13 protein-coding genes are annotated in these 16,172 nt (G+C 41.9%); all 13 read right to left on the reverse strand.

Features of this window, described 5'->3' with window-relative positions; all coding sequences use genetic code 11:
* Positions 1-72 precede the first annotated feature (72 nt).
* The gene (locus tag NST01_RS15395; protein ID WP_326115069.1) at positions 73-1,359 is read right to left on the reverse strand and encodes a heme ABC transporter ATP-binding protein; all 1,287 of its coding nucleotides are present in this window, start codon (positions 1,357-1,359) and stop codon (positions 73-75) included.
* Positions 1,356-2,414 (reverse strand): FecCD family ABC transporter permease, encoded by a 1,059-nt coding sequence (locus NST01_RS15400; RefSeq protein ID WP_326115067.1) that lies wholly within the window; start codon positions 2,412-2,414, stop codon positions 1,356-1,358. The genes NST01_RS15395 and NST01_RS15400 overlap by 4 nt, the downstream gene beginning before the upstream one ends.
* Complete coding sequence (locus tag NST01_RS15405) at positions 2,380-3,330, reverse strand: ABC transporter substrate-binding protein (RefSeq protein WP_025207962.1); 951 nt, start codon at positions 3,328-3,330, stop codon at positions 2,380-2,382. The genes NST01_RS15400 and NST01_RS15405 overlap by 35 nt, the downstream gene beginning before the upstream one ends.
* A 171-nt stretch (positions 3,331-3,501) precedes the next feature.
* Positions 3,502-4,893: a glycoside hydrolase family 28 protein gene (locus NST01_RS15410; RefSeq protein WP_058213618.1), complete on the reverse strand. Its 1,392-nt coding sequence runs from the start codon at positions 4,891-4,893 to the stop codon at positions 3,502-3,504.
* Positions 4,894-4,913: 20 nt separating this feature from the next.
* The gene (locus tag NST01_RS15415) at positions 4,914-6,407 is read right to left on the reverse strand and encodes a UxaA family hydrolase (RefSeq protein ID WP_144739541.1); all 1,494 of its coding nucleotides are present in this window, start codon (positions 6,405-6,407) and stop codon (positions 4,914-4,916) included.
* Positions 6,404-7,855: a tagaturonate reductase gene (locus tag NST01_RS15420; protein ID WP_326115064.1), complete on the reverse strand. Its 1,452-nt coding sequence runs from the start codon at positions 7,853-7,855 to the stop codon at positions 6,404-6,406. Before NST01_RS15420 ends, NST01_RS15415 begins: the two co-directional genes overlap by 4 nt.
* Positions 7,856-7,913: 58 nt before the next feature.
* Positions 7,914-8,924: a LacI family DNA-binding transcriptional regulator gene (locus NST01_RS15425; RefSeq protein WP_144626111.1), complete on the reverse strand. Its 1,011-nt coding sequence runs from the start codon at positions 8,922-8,924 to the stop codon at positions 7,914-7,916.
* Positions 8,925-8,991: 67 nt separating this feature from the next.
* The gene (uxaC, locus tag NST01_RS15430; protein ID WP_326115060.1) at positions 8,992-10,428 is read right to left on the reverse strand and encodes a glucuronate isomerase; all 1,437 of its coding nucleotides are present in this window, start codon (positions 10,426-10,428) and stop codon (positions 8,992-8,994) included.
* Between the two features lie 136 nt (positions 10,429-10,564).
* Entirely contained in the window at positions 10,565-12,319 is a 1,755-nt protein-coding gene (locus tag NST01_RS15435) for a HAMP domain-containing sensor histidine kinase (protein WP_017359251.1), read from the reverse strand.
* A gap of 3 nt (positions 12,320-12,322) precedes the next feature.
* Positions 12,323-13,045: a response regulator transcription factor gene (locus NST01_RS15440; RefSeq protein WP_008347112.1), complete on the reverse strand. Its 723-nt coding sequence runs from the start codon at positions 13,043-13,045 to the stop codon at positions 12,323-12,325.
* 178 nt (positions 13,046-13,223) lie between these two features.
* Complete coding sequence (locus NST01_RS15445) at positions 13,224-14,039, reverse strand: ABC transporter ATP-binding protein (protein ID WP_017359249.1); 816 nt, start codon at positions 14,037-14,039, stop codon at positions 13,224-13,226.
* A 21-nt stretch (positions 14,040-14,060) separates the two neighbouring features.
* Entirely contained in the window at positions 14,061-15,083 is a 1,023-nt protein-coding gene (locus NST01_RS15450) for a FecCD family ABC transporter permease (RefSeq protein WP_048003212.1), read from the reverse strand.
* Positions 15,084-16,136, reverse strand: a complete 1,053-nt coding sequence (locus NST01_RS15455; RefSeq protein WP_008347113.1) for a FecCD family ABC transporter permease — start codon at positions 16,134-16,136, stop codon at positions 15,084-15,086.
* Between the last annotated feature and the right edge of the window lie 36 nt (positions 16,137-16,172).

Here is a 16,172-nt window from a genome sequence, read left to right on the forward strand (position 1 = left end):
TTTTTTTCAAATATTCAGTGGGTGACATAAGTAGATGTTGATGTTTTCAACAAAAAAAGTGAACCAGCCGGTTCACTTTTTCATTACATTTAACGTATGAAGAAGATGCTTCACTTTCAGTCTGACTCTTTCATGTAAATGAGCAGCATGCTCCTTTTCTTCTGCATTGGCAGCAGCGATACAAAGATGATGTACCTGGATACTTGTCTCTTGTTTAATGAAGTGCATCAGCTCGCCCATCAGCTGGACAGACGCACCATCTGATATCGTTCCTTTCAGCACAAGCCAAACGGACAGCTCTCCTTCTTGATGCATTCCATAAAGAAGGACATCTTCATCATCATCTTCAGCGGCGTATTGCTTCGGCCCATCAGATTGACCAAGAAATAAGTACCCTTCCTCATCATCCAGCATGTCTTGGAGTGCTTCAGTTCCCGTTCCAAGGGACCGTGTCCAAAAGAAACCCCCGCTTTTCTCATGTGATGAAAGGATGCGCAATGGCTGATGAGTAGAAAATGTCATTCCGTTTGCGCCATATGTTTTCCACCCATCCGCTAAGTTCAGTCTTGAATGTTCAGAGATGGACGCAGGTTCAATTACCAGCTGAGGGTTTGCCCGCAGTGGATGTTGGAGAGGTGTTACATCTGTTTCATACACCCGGTTCACCCGTTCGGTGGTCAACACATGATGCGGTTCTCCCAGCATGTCCGTCTTTCCTTCATTCAGCAAAAGCAGACGGTCACAATACAAACTGGCAATGTTCACATCATGAAACACACCGATCACCGTTAAGTTATAGGAAGCGGTCTCTTGTTTAATCAAATCGAGTAACTCTTTTTGATAAGCTAAATCAAGAAAACTGGTTGGTTCATCCAGCAATAAATAGTCAGGGCACTGAGCCAGCGCTTGAGCTAAGTAAACCCGCTGCTGTTCTCCACCGCTTAACTCTTGGATGGATTGATTCTTAAATTGAGCAATATCTGTTAGGTCCATCACCTTGCTGACAATCTCGATATCTGCTTTCGTAACAGATTGCAGCCAACCTTTCTGATAAGGATAACGCCCAAACTGGACCGTTTCTTCCACTGTAAATGAAAAGGCTTGATCGGTCTTCTGGGGAAGAACCGCCAATTTTTGCGCAAGTGCCTTTGGCCGGTAGGATTGAACTGGATGGCCACTTAGTGTTACTTGGCCGCTCTCAGGTGCTAAAATACCTGCGATCATTTTAAGCAGTGTCGTCTTACCGCTCCCATTCGGACCAAGGATACCGAGGAATTCCCCTCGCTCCACTTCAAAACTCACGCCGTGAATGACCTCTTTTTCACCATATCCTCCTCTAACTTCCTTCACTTGAATCATAGATGCGTCCCTCCTCTATATCTGCGGATGAGGATGATGCCAAAGACAGGAGCACCAATTAACGCCGTAATGATGCCAATAGGCAATTCAGTCGGTTCAATGATCGTACGAGAGAGCACATCTGCTAAAACGAGAAAGGAAGCACCATTCAGCATCGACAAAGGCAGCAAATGACGATGATCCGTAATGGATAAAAGACGGATAAAATGCGGAATCACCAGTCCTACAAATCCGATCGTTCCTGACACAGCCACCGCACTTCCAGTCAGAATCGAACCAGCAAGCAACACCACATATTTGCTCCGTTTCACATGAACCCCTAACAGTTTTGCCTTTTCTTCGCCATATGTCATCACATTTAAATCTCTTCCCATCAAGATCAATGCAAATGTACCAATGAGGAAAAAAGGAAGGAAAAGAGCAATATATCGCCAGCCTCTCATAGACACACTGCCTAGAAGCCAATGAATAATCTCTTTTAAATCATCACCTGTTAACGCAATCATTAATGAAATGAGCGCTCCTAAAAAAGAGCTGAAGATGACCCCCGTCAAAATTAAAGAAGAAATGCTCATTCCTCGGTGAACCAGACGGGCAAAAAAGAGGACGAGACATAGTGTGACAAGCGCTGTTGTCATACTCAAAAAAGGCAGTGTAAAACTGCCGAGCAAAGGAAACTGCAAACTGAAAAACAATGTGGCTACAGCCCCCACAGATGCCCCTTGAGATACCCCAAGTGTATAAGGGTCAGCGAGAGGATTTTTTAATAAACCTTGAAAGGCTGCACCAGATAACGCCAGAGCTGCTCCGACTAACGCCGCTAATATCACTCTCGGCAGCCGGATATTCATCATAATATTGCGGTCAATTGCATCAATGGTTCCGACCTGGATTCCAAATACTTCATGAACGAAGATCCGAAGTATAGAAGGAATGGGAATCCCTAAGCTACCAAATGAGATTCCCATTCCAATGCTCACCACAAGAAGTAAAGCACTTACTGTGTATGCGATGATGATCTTATTTGAACGTGTCAGGATAGATACTTTTCGCAAGAGCCTCCACTCCTTCAACCAATCGCGGTCCCGGTCGTGATGCCAGATCCGTATTCAATTGAAAGACTTGTTTTTCTTTGACTGCTTTGATCGCCTTCCAGCCGTCTCTTTTTTTCAGATCAGCTAAGCTTGCGCCATCAATCGTAACAATAGCATCAGGATTTCGTTTAATAATTGATTCTTCCGTCATTTGCACCCAGCCTGTTTGGTCGCCAGCAGCATTTTTTGCATGAATGACAGACAACATTTCGTCCATAAACGTTTGTTTACCTGTTGTATAAATTTCAGGCGCACCTGATACTTCGACAAAAACTGTTTTTTGTTTGTCTTTGGAGATGGATTCTGCTTGTTTTTTGATGTCATTCAGTTTTGATTTCATCTCATCTACAAGCTTCGTTGATGCCTCTTTTACGCCGGTTGCTTCACCAATCATATGGATAGACTTATAAACATCTTTGAAGGAAGCCGCATCATTGACAGTCAGCACTTGAATACCTGCATCTTCAAGCTGTTTAAATCCGTCTTTTGAGCTCATTTGTGATGCATGTGCTAAGACTAGATCAGGCTTTAAGGAAATAACCTTCTCTACATTGAAATCAAGACCGCCAATCTTCTCTACCTTTTCTACTTCCTTTGGATAGTTGTCAAAATCTGATCTACCCACGATTTTATCTCCAAGACCAAGGGCATAGGCAACCTCTGTATTACTTGGAATTAACGAAACAATTCGTTTAGGCTGTTCTTTGATTTCAACTGTTTTACCAGCTGCATCTTTGATGGATACAGGAAATGCCGCAGCCTCTGTCTCTTTAGGCTTTGAACTGTTTGTTTTTTGGTCCGTTTCCGCACCTGCACACCCTGCTAAAACACCGATCACAAGTAACAATGATAGCCAAATACCAGTTAACTTCTTCATCAATAAACCCCCTGCTTTATGTACTGCTTGACGTCATCTCTTTCGTCAATTCTTTTCTAATTTCGGGAATATTATACTACAGTGCAGATAGGTTGTATATGTGATTCCGAATACGTCTTGTCTGTCCTTGTAAAAGAAAAACAGCCTTTGACGTGGCTGTTTTCACTTCCGCTATTGGTTGATATGTTCACCATTAATGACAACTTTCTGAAATGAAGGAGATACTGCATGTTCCAATGAAAGAGGGTATGTGACATCGTCAATGACACAGTCTTTCATTTTAAAGTGTGTGACCGGGGAATGTGAGTATGCGGCGATCTTGACACCATATCGCCCTCCGCTGCTTTTTAACCCTTCTACTTCAATATGACGGACTACAGGCCTATGCGGACCGGCATCCCCTTCCTCATACATCATGTCGATACAGACCACCTCATGTTTTAAGCTTTTCACTAGATTGTTTTTAAAATAGATGTGTTCAATGGTACCGCCCCTGACAGAGTTGGTCTTAATGCGCAATGCCCTGTCAAGGTTCGGACTGTCCATGACATTATCCTCTGCATATACATACTTGACGCCTCCAGAGATTTCACTCCCGATCGTTACTCCGCCATGACCATCACGCATCGTATTTCTACGAATGACGATGTTTTCAGATGGAACGCCGATTCTCCGGCCGTCCTCATTTCTGCCCGATTTAATGGCAATACAATCATCGCCATTATCAAAATAACAATCTTCAATGAGCACATGTCGGCACGACTCTGGATTCACACCATCTGTATTTGGGCCATGACCGATGATATTCACCCCGCGGACGATGACGTTTTCACTTAACACCGGATGGACTTGCCACATCGGTGAATCCTTTACGGTTACTCCTTCAATGAGAATATTTTGGCAATTGTATGGCTGGATAAAGCTTGATCTTAAATAATGTCCTTCGCCAAACACTCTTTCTTCCACTGGTATTCTTTTTTCAGCCATATCAAAAAGGAGCTGACGATCCCGATCTTGAGAGGGCTGACCATTTGTTCCATACTTCCAAGGCCACCAGTGGTGTTCATCCCCTCTCCCGTCCAGCGTGCCTGCTCCTGTAATCGCGATGTTTTCTGCATGATGGGCATAAATAAGTGGCGAATAATTATAAAGCTCAATGCCTTCATATCTTGTTAGAACAAGCGGAAGATAATGACGTGTATCTTGGCTGAAGGTCACATAGGCATTTTCATGAAGATGAAGCTCTACATTGCTTTTCAATTCTAGAGCGCCTGTCAAAAATGTCCCTTCAGGAATCAGCACTCGCCCTCCTTTCAAACGATGTGCATCATCGATGGCAGACTGAATAGCATTTGTCGAAAGCTCTATCCCTTTGTTATCTGCACCATAATGAATGACATTGAATTCACGATCTGGGAACTTTGGCGCTTTTATCTGCTTTAACACATGATCTATACCATCTGTTTCTTTGTCTTTTTTCCCTTGCTTTGCTAAACGTGCGAGTCCAATTCCTGTTAGTACTGTTCCTGCTGTCACATACATCAAATTCCGTTTTTTAGACATTTCCTTATCCCCCAGACGCCTTAAAGTGTCACACCTGTTTTAAAAATAGCCAACTCTCTAAAATTGTTTTTTTCATGATTTAACAGCTTTCCACTCGCCACATCAATCACCGTGGCAATGAACTTCTCTAGCACCACATCTTCTGGTACATCCTCAAGCAATTCCCCCGCATTAAAGTCGATCCAATGTTTTTTTGTTTCATATAAAGCGGTATTGGTCGATACCTTCATCGTTGGAACAAATGTGCCAAACGGTGTGCCTCTGCCTGTTGTAAAGAGGACGAGCTGACAGCCAGACGCTGCGAGAGCAGATGAAGCAACCAAATCATTCCCAGGCGCACTTAATAAATTCAATCCTTTTCGTTTTAGCAGCTCCCCGTATGTTAAAACATCCTTTATAACGGAAGTACCCGCTTTTTGTGTGCAGCCGAGAGATTTATCTTCTAATGTCGAAATTCCTCCTGCTTTATTTCCCGGGGAAGGATTTTCATATACTGGCTGTCGATGATCCATAAAGTATTGTTTAAAATCATTGATCATCTGCACAATATTGTCGAATGTCGCTTTTGATTCCGCTCTCTCCATTAAGATCGTTTCAGCCCCGAACATTTCCGGTACTTCTGTTAAGACGGTGGTCCCTCCTTGAGCCACAATAAAATCAGACAGTCTGCCTAAAAGTGGATTTGCGGTAATGCCTGAAAACCCATCTGAACCTCCGCATTTCAAGCCAATTTTCAGCTCAGATAACGGAATGTCTTCACGCTGATCTTCTTTCGCTGCGTCATAAATTTCCTTGAGCAAAGCGACACCCGTCTCAATCTCATCCCCTACTTCTTGGCTTCTTAAAAATTTCACCCTCGTCTTGTCATACTCCCCTAATGTAGCTTTAAAATCCTCAATGTCATTGTTTTCACAGCCAAGACCTAGAACGAGAACCCCTCCAGCATTTGGGTGCTTTACGGCATTTTGAAGAATGGTTTTTGTGTTTTCATGATCATCCCCAAGTTGGGAGCATCCATAATTGTGCTTTAATACTAACGCCGTTTCAAAAGGATGGATGCTTCCCCCCATGTCAGCAGTAAATATTTGAATGATTTGATCGGCAATGCCATTGACACACCCAACTGTTGGGACAATCCAAAGCTCATTTCGTATACCACTTGCGCCATTTTTTCGTTTATACCCTTTGAATGTCAGATTCGTTTTTTCATAGGGGTTTTCTGTTAAAGAAGGTCGGTATTCGTAATCGAGCTTACCTGATAGGTTCGTTTTGATATTGTGCGTATGCACCCATTCTCCAGCAGAAATCTTAGTGGCTGCATGACCAATGGGGTAGCCATATTTGATGATATTCTCTTTTTCTTTGATCTCAGCCAATGCAAATTTATGACCTTTAGCAACGGTTTCTTTTAAAATGATTGTATGACCTTGGTGCTGAAGCTCTTCGCCTTGCTCAAGTACTTTTAAAGCGATGCCAACATTATCTGAAGGATGAATCACAACAAAGTCCCTCATGCCTTCTCCCCCTGACTTTCATATTGAAGTATTTGGTGAACAGCAGCTCTCATGCCATTTTCATGTATGAAGGTGAGCTGCTCGGCTACTGCACCCGTCAGCCCTGCGATCCTCGTCAAATCCATCCCCCATAAAACTTCGTTTGAAAGAAGTCGATCGACCATTGATTCATAGGAATGGTCCACTTCCTCCCATGCTTCCTTCATGAATGTCATCACAGACTCATCATCCTTTATTTGATCTGCATGGACTTGATAAAAATAAATCAAACTGCTCAGTGAGAACATAAGTTTCGTAGGCAACTGTTTTTTTAGCTCTATATAATCTAGAAGAGACGGGAGAATACGCGCCCGAAATTTCGATACACCATTTAAGGCAATATCAAGTAATTGATGTTTGACAAAAGGGTTGCAGAATCGATCCCAAACGGATTGTGTATAAAGCAGCAGCTCTTCTTCAGGAAGTGGCAAACCTGGCAGCACTTCCTCCTCAAGCATGCGGCGAATGAACACACCAACATGCTCATCATCCACCGCTTTTTTGACAGTATCCAAGCCACATGAATATGCAATCGGCACCATCGCTGTATGCGCACCGTTTAAAATGCGAACCTTGCTCATACGATAGGGAGCGATATCTTCCACAAAAAGTACGTTTAACCCTGCTTCTTGAAAAGGAAGCTCTTTTTGAACAAACGCAGGTGCTTCAATGACAAACAGGTGATAATATTCTGCTGTGACAAGCAATTCATCGATATACCCCTCTTCTTTTTGAACAGTCTCCGCTGCTTCCTGAGAAAATCCTGGGACAATCCGATCAACTAACGTATTACAGAACGTGTTGGCTTCCTTGACCCAAGCCACAAAATCAGGCGGAAGATTCCACTCAGCTGCCATTGTGATCACATATTCTCTTAATCGATCACCGTTTTGTTCAATCAATTCACAAGGTAAAATGATCAAGCCCTTTTTCTCATCTCCAGAAAAAGCTTTGAAGCGGTGATACAAGAAGGCTGTCAGCTTTCCTGGAAAACTTACTTGCGGCCGATCTTCTAATCGGTCCTCTTTTCTTAACACAAGTCCTGCCTCTGTTGTATTAGAAAAGACAAAGCGCACATCAGGACTTTCCGCTACATGTAAAAAGGCATCATAATCTGTATATGTGCTGATTCCCCTGCTGATGGATTGAATGACGATCCGTTCGTTCATTTCTTTTTGGTCATGAAATCCTTGAATACATAAAGTGTACAAACCATCTTGTTCATTTAGAGCGGTCACTGATCCTTTTCGAGGAGGAACGACCACTGCTCTTCCTTTAAAATCTGTACAGTCGTTTAGCTTCTGGATCTGCCAATTCATAAATCCCCGCATAAAGTTTCCTTCGCCAATTTGTAGAATGGTTTCAGGATATTCAGCCACTGGGTACACATCTTTGGATAATCGTCTCAAACGCTTTTCCTCCCCACATTTTTTGCACACGTGAACATTCTTATTTAAAAGATGCTGATTACTGCACCTTTTTGACTGAATCTCTAATCATCAGCTCTGTGTGGACATACACTTTTTCCAGATGATCGTCTTCTTGCTTTTCATCGTTGATGACTGAAAGGATCGCTTCTGCTCCAAGCGCACACATTTTTTCAATTGGCTTTTTGACTGTTGTGAGGGCAGGCGTTGTATAAGATGAAAATGAAATATCATCAAAACCGATAATAGAGAGATCATCAGGACACCTTTTACCTTTTGCAAACAATGCATTCATCGCACCAATCGCCATGTCATCGTTTGAGCAAAAAAGGGCAGTTGGCGGATCATCAAGAGTGAGTAAGGCTTCCATTGATTCATAGCCGCTCTTCATATGATAGTCGCCTGTGATCATGTATTCCTTCTTCATGGGTACATGATGGTCAATGAGTGCTTGCAGAAAACCAGCTTTTCTTTCCTGTGTGGATTTAAACCCTTCTTTCCCTTCAATAATGGCAATTTGTTTATGCCCCTGCTGAATGAAATAGTGTGCAGCTTGGTATGCCCCTTCACCATCATCCGCTAATATATTCATCACTTGATTACTTTCTACACGGCGATTCAGTACAATAATGGGAATGCCCTGCTTTTTCACATGATGGATAAACGCTTCATCATGCTCGCTTTGGCTCATGAGCAAAATACCATCATACCGCTGTTTATGAATGGTTGTGTAATCGTGAAAATCGTCAATTCCTCTTACAACCAAATGATAGTTTTCTGTTATTACACTGTTGACGCCTTTTAATGCATCAACAAAGAAACTTGAGGATGTGCCTTCTGTTAAACTCGTAAAAAACAGACCAATTGTAAATGATTTTTGCGAGACAAGGCCTCTGGCATGGACATTCGGTGAGTAATTCAGCTGTTTTGCAATCGACAAGATGTTTTGTTTTGTTTTCTCTTTAATAAAAGGACTGTTATTCAAAGCCCTTGATACTGTGGTATGAGAAACGTTTGCCAATTTTGCTATATCTTTGATTGTGACTGTCATGCTATTCCGCCTTTTATGATTTTTTATCATCTTATCATAAAAACGCTTTCATATTCTTGCTTTTTGTTCATATCATCTTGCTTTTATGCGAAAGCTCATTTGCCCGTTCAAATTGAAAATACTGCTTTGCATTTTCATAGCTGATTCCTTTTACCATTCCCCCTAGCAAATTGAGATCATTAGGCGCTTCACCTTTTTCCACCCAATTTCCAATGATGTCACATAACAGTCTACGGAAATATTCATGTCTTGTGTAAGACAGGAAGCTTCGTGAATCTGTCAGCATCCCAATAAATCGGCTGATCAGTCCGATACTGGAAAGTGCCATCATCTGCTCTGTCATTCCCTGCTTTGTATCATTAAACCACCAGGCTGTTCCATGCTGCATTTTCCCAGGAGTCTTTCCATCTTGAAAACTTCCAGCGATCGTTGAAATCACCACATTGTCCCTTGGATTCAAGGAATAGAGGATGGTTTTTGGCAATGCATATGCTTGTTCTAACCGATCTAATACGCGGCAAAGAGGTTTTGCAATGTCTTCATCATTCATTGCATCATATCCGGTATCTGGTCCAAGCCGCTCAAACATTTTTGAATTGTTGTTTCTGAGCGCATTGATATGAAGCTGCATCGCCCATCCCCGCTGAGCATATGCCTGACCTAGTTCAATGAATGTGTGCGTTTTAAATTGAACCTTCTCCTTTTCCGTCAATGGATGTCCAGACATTCTTTTATGAAAAATGATCGTAGCTTCTTCTTCCGTCGTGTCTTCGTAAGTCATTTCATTGATGGCATGATCTGAAATCAAACAGCCCTGTTCATGAAAGAAATCGATTCGCATATGAAGTGCTTTTATGAAGTCTTGATAGGATTCGATCTTGATAGATGAAACCTCCGCCAGCTGATGAACATACTCGATAAACAAGTCATTTGTGATATCTAATGCCTTATCTGGCCGAAACCCTGGCAGTACTTGCACAGAAAAGCCTTCTTCCCGCAGTTGTTGGTGATAAATCAACGAATCAACCGGATCGTCTGTCGTCACAACCGTTTCAACATTTGATTTCACAATGAAATCTCTCGCACCAAATCCATCTCCTTGCAACTTTTCATTTACTTTTTTCCAGATGATGTCTGCGCTTTCTTCATTCAAAAGTTCTTCAACATCAAAATATCGTCTTAGCTCTAGATGGGTCCAGTGATAGAGAGGATTTCCAATCGTCATCGGAACAGTTTTCGCCCATGCTAAAAATTTCTCATCATCTGAGGCATCTCCTGTGATATGTGTTTCAGGTATCCCATTTGCTCTCATGGCGCGCCATTTGTAATGATCCCCGTAAAGCCATGCTTCGGTTATATTTCGGAACGTTTTATTTTCATAGATTTCTTTTGGACTTAAATGACAATGGTAATCAATAATCGGAAGGTTCTTTGCAAACTCATGGTATAGCTTTTCCGCCGTTTGACTGTTTAATAAAAACTGCTCATCTAAAAAAGCTTTCATCAAACTCCCCCATCTCTTATAATGATGAAAATCAATTTGTTCACGTTAACAATTTTATTGTAATCGTTTACAAAATCGATTTCAATCCTAAAACAAGAAAAAACGATCTCCTTTAGAAAAGAAAATCGTTTTTTGGCTATTTTACAGATGGTGTTTTCTTTAGGATAATCGCAATAGTTGTTCCTTGACCTAATTCACTTTCTACTTGAATATCGCCATCGTGCAGTAAGACAAGCTCTTTTGCAATCGCCAGTCCTAGTCCTGTTCCATTTGTTGGATCATTCGTATTTGTCCCTCTATAGTAACGATTAAATAAATGATCCACCGTTTCTTGCGCCATTCCGCGTCCGTTATCTTTCATTTCGATCCGAACTTCATCATTTGTTTCAGATAGAACAGCTTGAATAAGAGTACCTTTCTGGTTATGCTTCACTGCGTTTGCCAGCAGGTTCTCAATGACTCGTCTAAACCAGGCTTTATCGATCTCAAACATGACACCCTCTGTTTGATCTTCAAAGGATGACAAATAATCTTCTGAAAGCGTGCTTCTTGAAAACTCGTCCATAATGGAGGCTAAAAATTCACCAAGCTCAACAGGTTTTCGATTAATAGGCAATGCACCATTTTTCAATCGATACGTGAGGTTTAAATCCTCAATCAACGTCGACATGTATTCTGATTTCTCACGAATGACTTGTCCCATTTCCATGACTTCTTCCTTGGACCATTGGTATTGATCTGATTCTAGCATTAATCCATAGCCGTAAATCGTGCTAAGAGGCGTTTTTAGATCATGAGACAGCCCTGCGATCCATTCTTCCCTCGTGGTTTGAATTTTTCTTCGGTTTGCTTCATTCTCTTTTAACGTATTGGTGAGCTGATCCATTGTTTTGAGAATATCCTCAAACAGCCGATACTCCCGCTTAATACGGCCCTTTTTATTTTTACTTACTGGAATACCTTTTCTATTTGTTGGCTCCTGCAATTTATTTCTTGATAAGAAAATCAGCCAGCGGATAATGTGATAGATCGGTAGCCCATAGCGATACGAGTACCATAATGTCATAACGATAATAATCGTAAGCGCAAGACCTGCAATCAAAAGCGTTGTATATTGGTTTAAAGCCTCTGTCTCTTTATCATAAAGCTCGTCTGGGCTGTATACTTTGTTTGGCACCGAAACAATCATATACAAATCCTTATTCACTTTGATATACGACAGGTCGCTTCTAAACTCCCAAGGCTTCGATTGATACTTGAGCAGTTCAACATCCGTTACGTTATTTTTCAAATTATTTTTGGCTCGGATACCTTTTAAGTATTTTCCTTCTTCATTAAACAGATGCACCGATCCATTCATTCTTTTCAAAAATTCTTTTGTTTCAACTGAATATTGAGACAATGCAGCCAGATTTTTTTCATGCTGCTTGAGATAATTGGCTACCTTTGTGCTGTTCGTTTTAAATCCATATAAGACGATAAAGCTTTCTTGATCAATCTCAATTGGCCAGAAGTACATCTTGTAATCTTTAAATTGTCTTTTTTCAAAGATCTTGATCATTTCATCCTTTTGATAGGATGTTGGAATGTTTTTAGGGAGTTGATAGCTATAGACGTTGCGTTTTTTGGAATCAATCACTTGTAGCCAGCCATCACGTTTTTCCACTGCTTGTTTGAGCTGATCATCGGCTTCCATTTTTCCATCCTCGTTAAAATAAAGCCAGCTCATGAGTGTATCTCCATCTGCCTTCGTTAAACCAGTTTCAGTCATATTCTCATAGCGTTTTTGAAAATAAAGATTTTCAGAGAATGTTTGCCCGATCGTTAGAATGACGATGACAATAAACATTTGTCCGACAAAGTGAAAGAAAAGTTTTGTTCGTAAATTCATAAACTATTGAAGAACCTTCACAGGTTGGGGAATGAACTTATAGCCCATACCACGGATCGTCACAATATATTCAGGCTGACTTGGATCTAATTCTATTTTTTCTCTCAGCTTTCGGATATGAACCATGACGGTGTTGTTGTCACCATATGACGGAACCCCCCATACTTTCTCATAGATTTGATCTTTTGAAAGTACTACATTCGGATGGTCACAAAAATACTTCAGCAAGGACAAAAGCTGAGCTGAGCAAGCCGTCACCTTTCCCCTTACTTTCAACTCGGCTGCATGAGGATGGTACGAGAAATGAGCATATTCATATTGACTGTGCGCTTCTTCCTGCTCCTCCTGTAAGGAGACATAAGTTCGGTTTAAGTGCGCCTTAATTCTAGCTACTAGCTCTAACGGATTAAATGGCTTTGTGATGTAATCGTCTGCACCTTGTGCAAATCCAGTCAATTTGTCTACATCAGACGTTCTTGCTGTTAAATAGAAAATCGGTGCCTTCGTCATTTTCCTGATGTCAGGCAGAACATCAAAGCCTGACTTACCGGGCATCATCACATCTAGAAGTAAGAGGTGGATGTCCTCGTTTTTGACAATATCTAATGCTTCATCTGCATGATAGGCTTTATAAATATGTTGAAACCCTTCTTTTTTTAATACGCGTTCAACCATTTTTACAATTGCTTCTTCGTCATCTGCAATCAATATTTTTGCTGTTTCCACGCATCTCTTTCCTTTCTAGCTATGATCTCTAACCGTATATTACCATTGTCCAAAGTAAAAAAGTACCTCTTTTCTGCATAAAAGCGAAAAAAGATCAACTGGAGAAAATGGCATAACAAGGTAATACCAGAAGATGCAAAAAAACTCGGTCATACATACCGAGTTTTTTGTCCATCTATTATCCGTTCACAGCTTCAAGCTTTCTTTCATGATTCATTAAGTCATATGTTAAACAGATCGGCTTATTCGTTCTCGGATCAAGCACAATTTCTGCATCGATGTGGAACACCTGACTGAGCACCTCTTTTGTCATGACCTCATGAGGCGTACCCTCTTTAATGACTTTCCCTTGATTGAGGGCAATCATGTAATGTGAAAAGCGTGCAGCATGATTCAGGTCATGAATCACCATCAGCACCGTTCTGCCCTGCTCTCTGTTTAAGCGTTCTAACAGCTGAAGGATCTCCAGCTGATGAGCAAGATCTAAATACGTCGTTGGTTCGTCTAATAAAAGCAGCTCTGTTTCCTGAGCGAGTGCCATCGCAATCCATACCCGCTGACGCTGTCCACCGGAGAGCGCTTCAATTGGCCGGTCATGAAACGCAATCATTCCCGTCTCCTCAAGTGCCCATCTGATGATTCGTTTGTCCTCATTTGATAAACGACCAAATCCATTTTGATGCGGGAAACGTCCATATGACACAAGCTCATAAACGGTCAGACCACTTGGCGCTTCAGGCGTCTGCGGTAAGATGGCCATTTGTTTTGAAATTTCTTTTGTTGGTGTTTGATGGATCGCCTGGCCATTTAAATAAACAGCACCTTGATGGGACTTCATAATACGAGACATTGTTTTTAAAATCGTTGACTTCCCGCACCCATTCGGCCCAATTAATGTCGTCACCTTGCCTTTTGGGATGCTGATATTTAAATCGTCTACAATCAAACGGTCATGATAGCCAATACAAAGCTTTTCTGTTTCAAGTGATTTCATCTGTTGTACTCTCCTTCCTCATTAGTTCGTTTTCATCAATAAGTAAATGAAGTAAGGTGCGCCTAAGGCAGAAACGACAAGTCCAACGGGCACCTCTGATGGAGCAAGTATGACACGCCCAAGTGTATCTGCAAGTAATAACAGCAGTGCACCAATCATAGCGGACGCCGGTATCATTCCTTGATGTTTCGGACCAACTAGCTTTCTTGCGAGGTGTGGTGCCGCTAACCCTAGGAACGATATACTCCCTGCAACAGCGACACTCGCACCGGCTAATGCAACTGCAATCAGCATGAGAAAACTTCTTTCTTTATGAACTGAAATCCCTAAGCCATAAGATATCTGATCACCCAAATTCATGATATTTAAGTAGCGTGCCCTCACCATCGCTAATACAAGAAAAATCAGCATCCACGGCACGACTGATAAGACATATGTCCAACTTGAGCCCCAAATACTTCCTGACAGCCACACAATGGCTTGGTTAAAATCATTTGGGCTCATCTTTAATTGAATAACCACAATCGCTGCCGAAAATGCAGCATTGATCCCAATACCAGTTAAAATCAATCGAACAGGCGTAATGCCCTTTTTCCACGCTAGCACATAGATGAGGAATGCAGCAAAGGCGGCACCTACGAAAGCGAAAAGCGGCAGTACAAATATTGAAAAATCACCTAAGTTCGACATCGAACCCTGAAAGGCAAAGATAAACAAAACCACCGCAAAACCTGCACCCGCATTTACACCTAGAATGCCGGGATCAGCTAAACCATTTTGAGAAACACCTTGCCAAATGGCTCCTGATACAGCGATAGAAGCGCCAACAAGTAAAGCGATGACCATCCTTGGAAGTCTGAACTCGAATAATACAAGCTCATCCATTTCACTTCCGAGTCCAAAAAATGTTTTGAATGTATCCATCGGAGAAATCCGTATCTCTCCGGTATTTAAACTAATCAGGAACACAGCCACGATCGCTAAAAAGATCATGACCATCGTTCGTTTGTATTTCTTTTTCTTTGCCTGCTGCACCATTTCCATTTAAATTCCGCTCCTTTCACGTCTCGCTAAATATAAGAAGAAAGGAACGCCTATAATGGCTGTAATGGCACCCACTGGCGTTTCAAACGGCGCATTGACAAGCCTTGCCGCAATGTCTGCATAAATGAGCAAAATAGCCCCTAAAATAGCTGAGCAAGGGATAATCCAGCGATAGTCAACGCCGACCAAGAAACGCGTAACATGAGGAATCACAAGCCCGATAAAGCCAATAGAACCTGCAACTGACACGGCTGCACCTGTTAAAAGGATCACGACCAATATGCCAAGTACCTTGACTGTTCGTGTATATTGTCCAAGCCCTTTTGCTAATTCATCACCTAAGCTTAAAACCGTGATGGAGCGGGCAAGAATCATTGCGATGATCAGTCCTACAGCCGCAACTGGAATGATGATCTTAATATTGCTCCAATTCACACCAGCCACACCGCCTGCGTACCAAAAACTCATATCTTGCGCGACGTCAAATCGAATGGCAATCGCTGAGGAAATTGAGCTTAAAAGTGCGCCAACAGCCGTACCGGCTAATGCGAGCTTCACAGGAGTAAGTCCCCCTTTTGAAAGGGTTCCAACCCCAAATACAATAGAGGCGCCAAGTGCTGCACCCAAAAATGACCAAAGAATTAATGTAAAAGAAGATTGGCCTGGGAAAAAAGCAAACGCAATGGCAATCGCAAATGCAGAGCCATTTGTCACACCCATGATTTCAGGAGACGCAAGCGCATTTCTTGTCATGCCTTGCATGATGGCACCCGATACTGCTAAAAAGGCACCGACAAGTGCGGCACCAACTGTACGCGGCAGCCTTAGTTCCCTAATGATTTGATGTGAGGTTTGTTGTGAGTCAAAATGAAAGACGGCTTCCCATACCGTGTGTAAATGAATGTTTGCCGCTCCTAGCGATACTGATAAAAAAAGACCAAATGCTAAAGCAATGATTCCTATGATGACAACAGCTGCTGTACCAAAAGGCTTTGTCACAATATCTATCGCATCATCTTTAGCTGACAGCTGTTTATTCGATTGTGAGCCCAAAACCAGTCTCTTCCTTTCCGTTCATATCTATTCGTT

The sequence above is a fragment of the Bacillus sp. FSL R7-0166 genome (genome assembly GCF_038008935.1).
In the GTDB taxonomy this organism is placed as follows: Bacteria; Bacillota; Bacilli; order Bacillales; family Bacillaceae; genus Bacillus; species Bacillus altitudinis.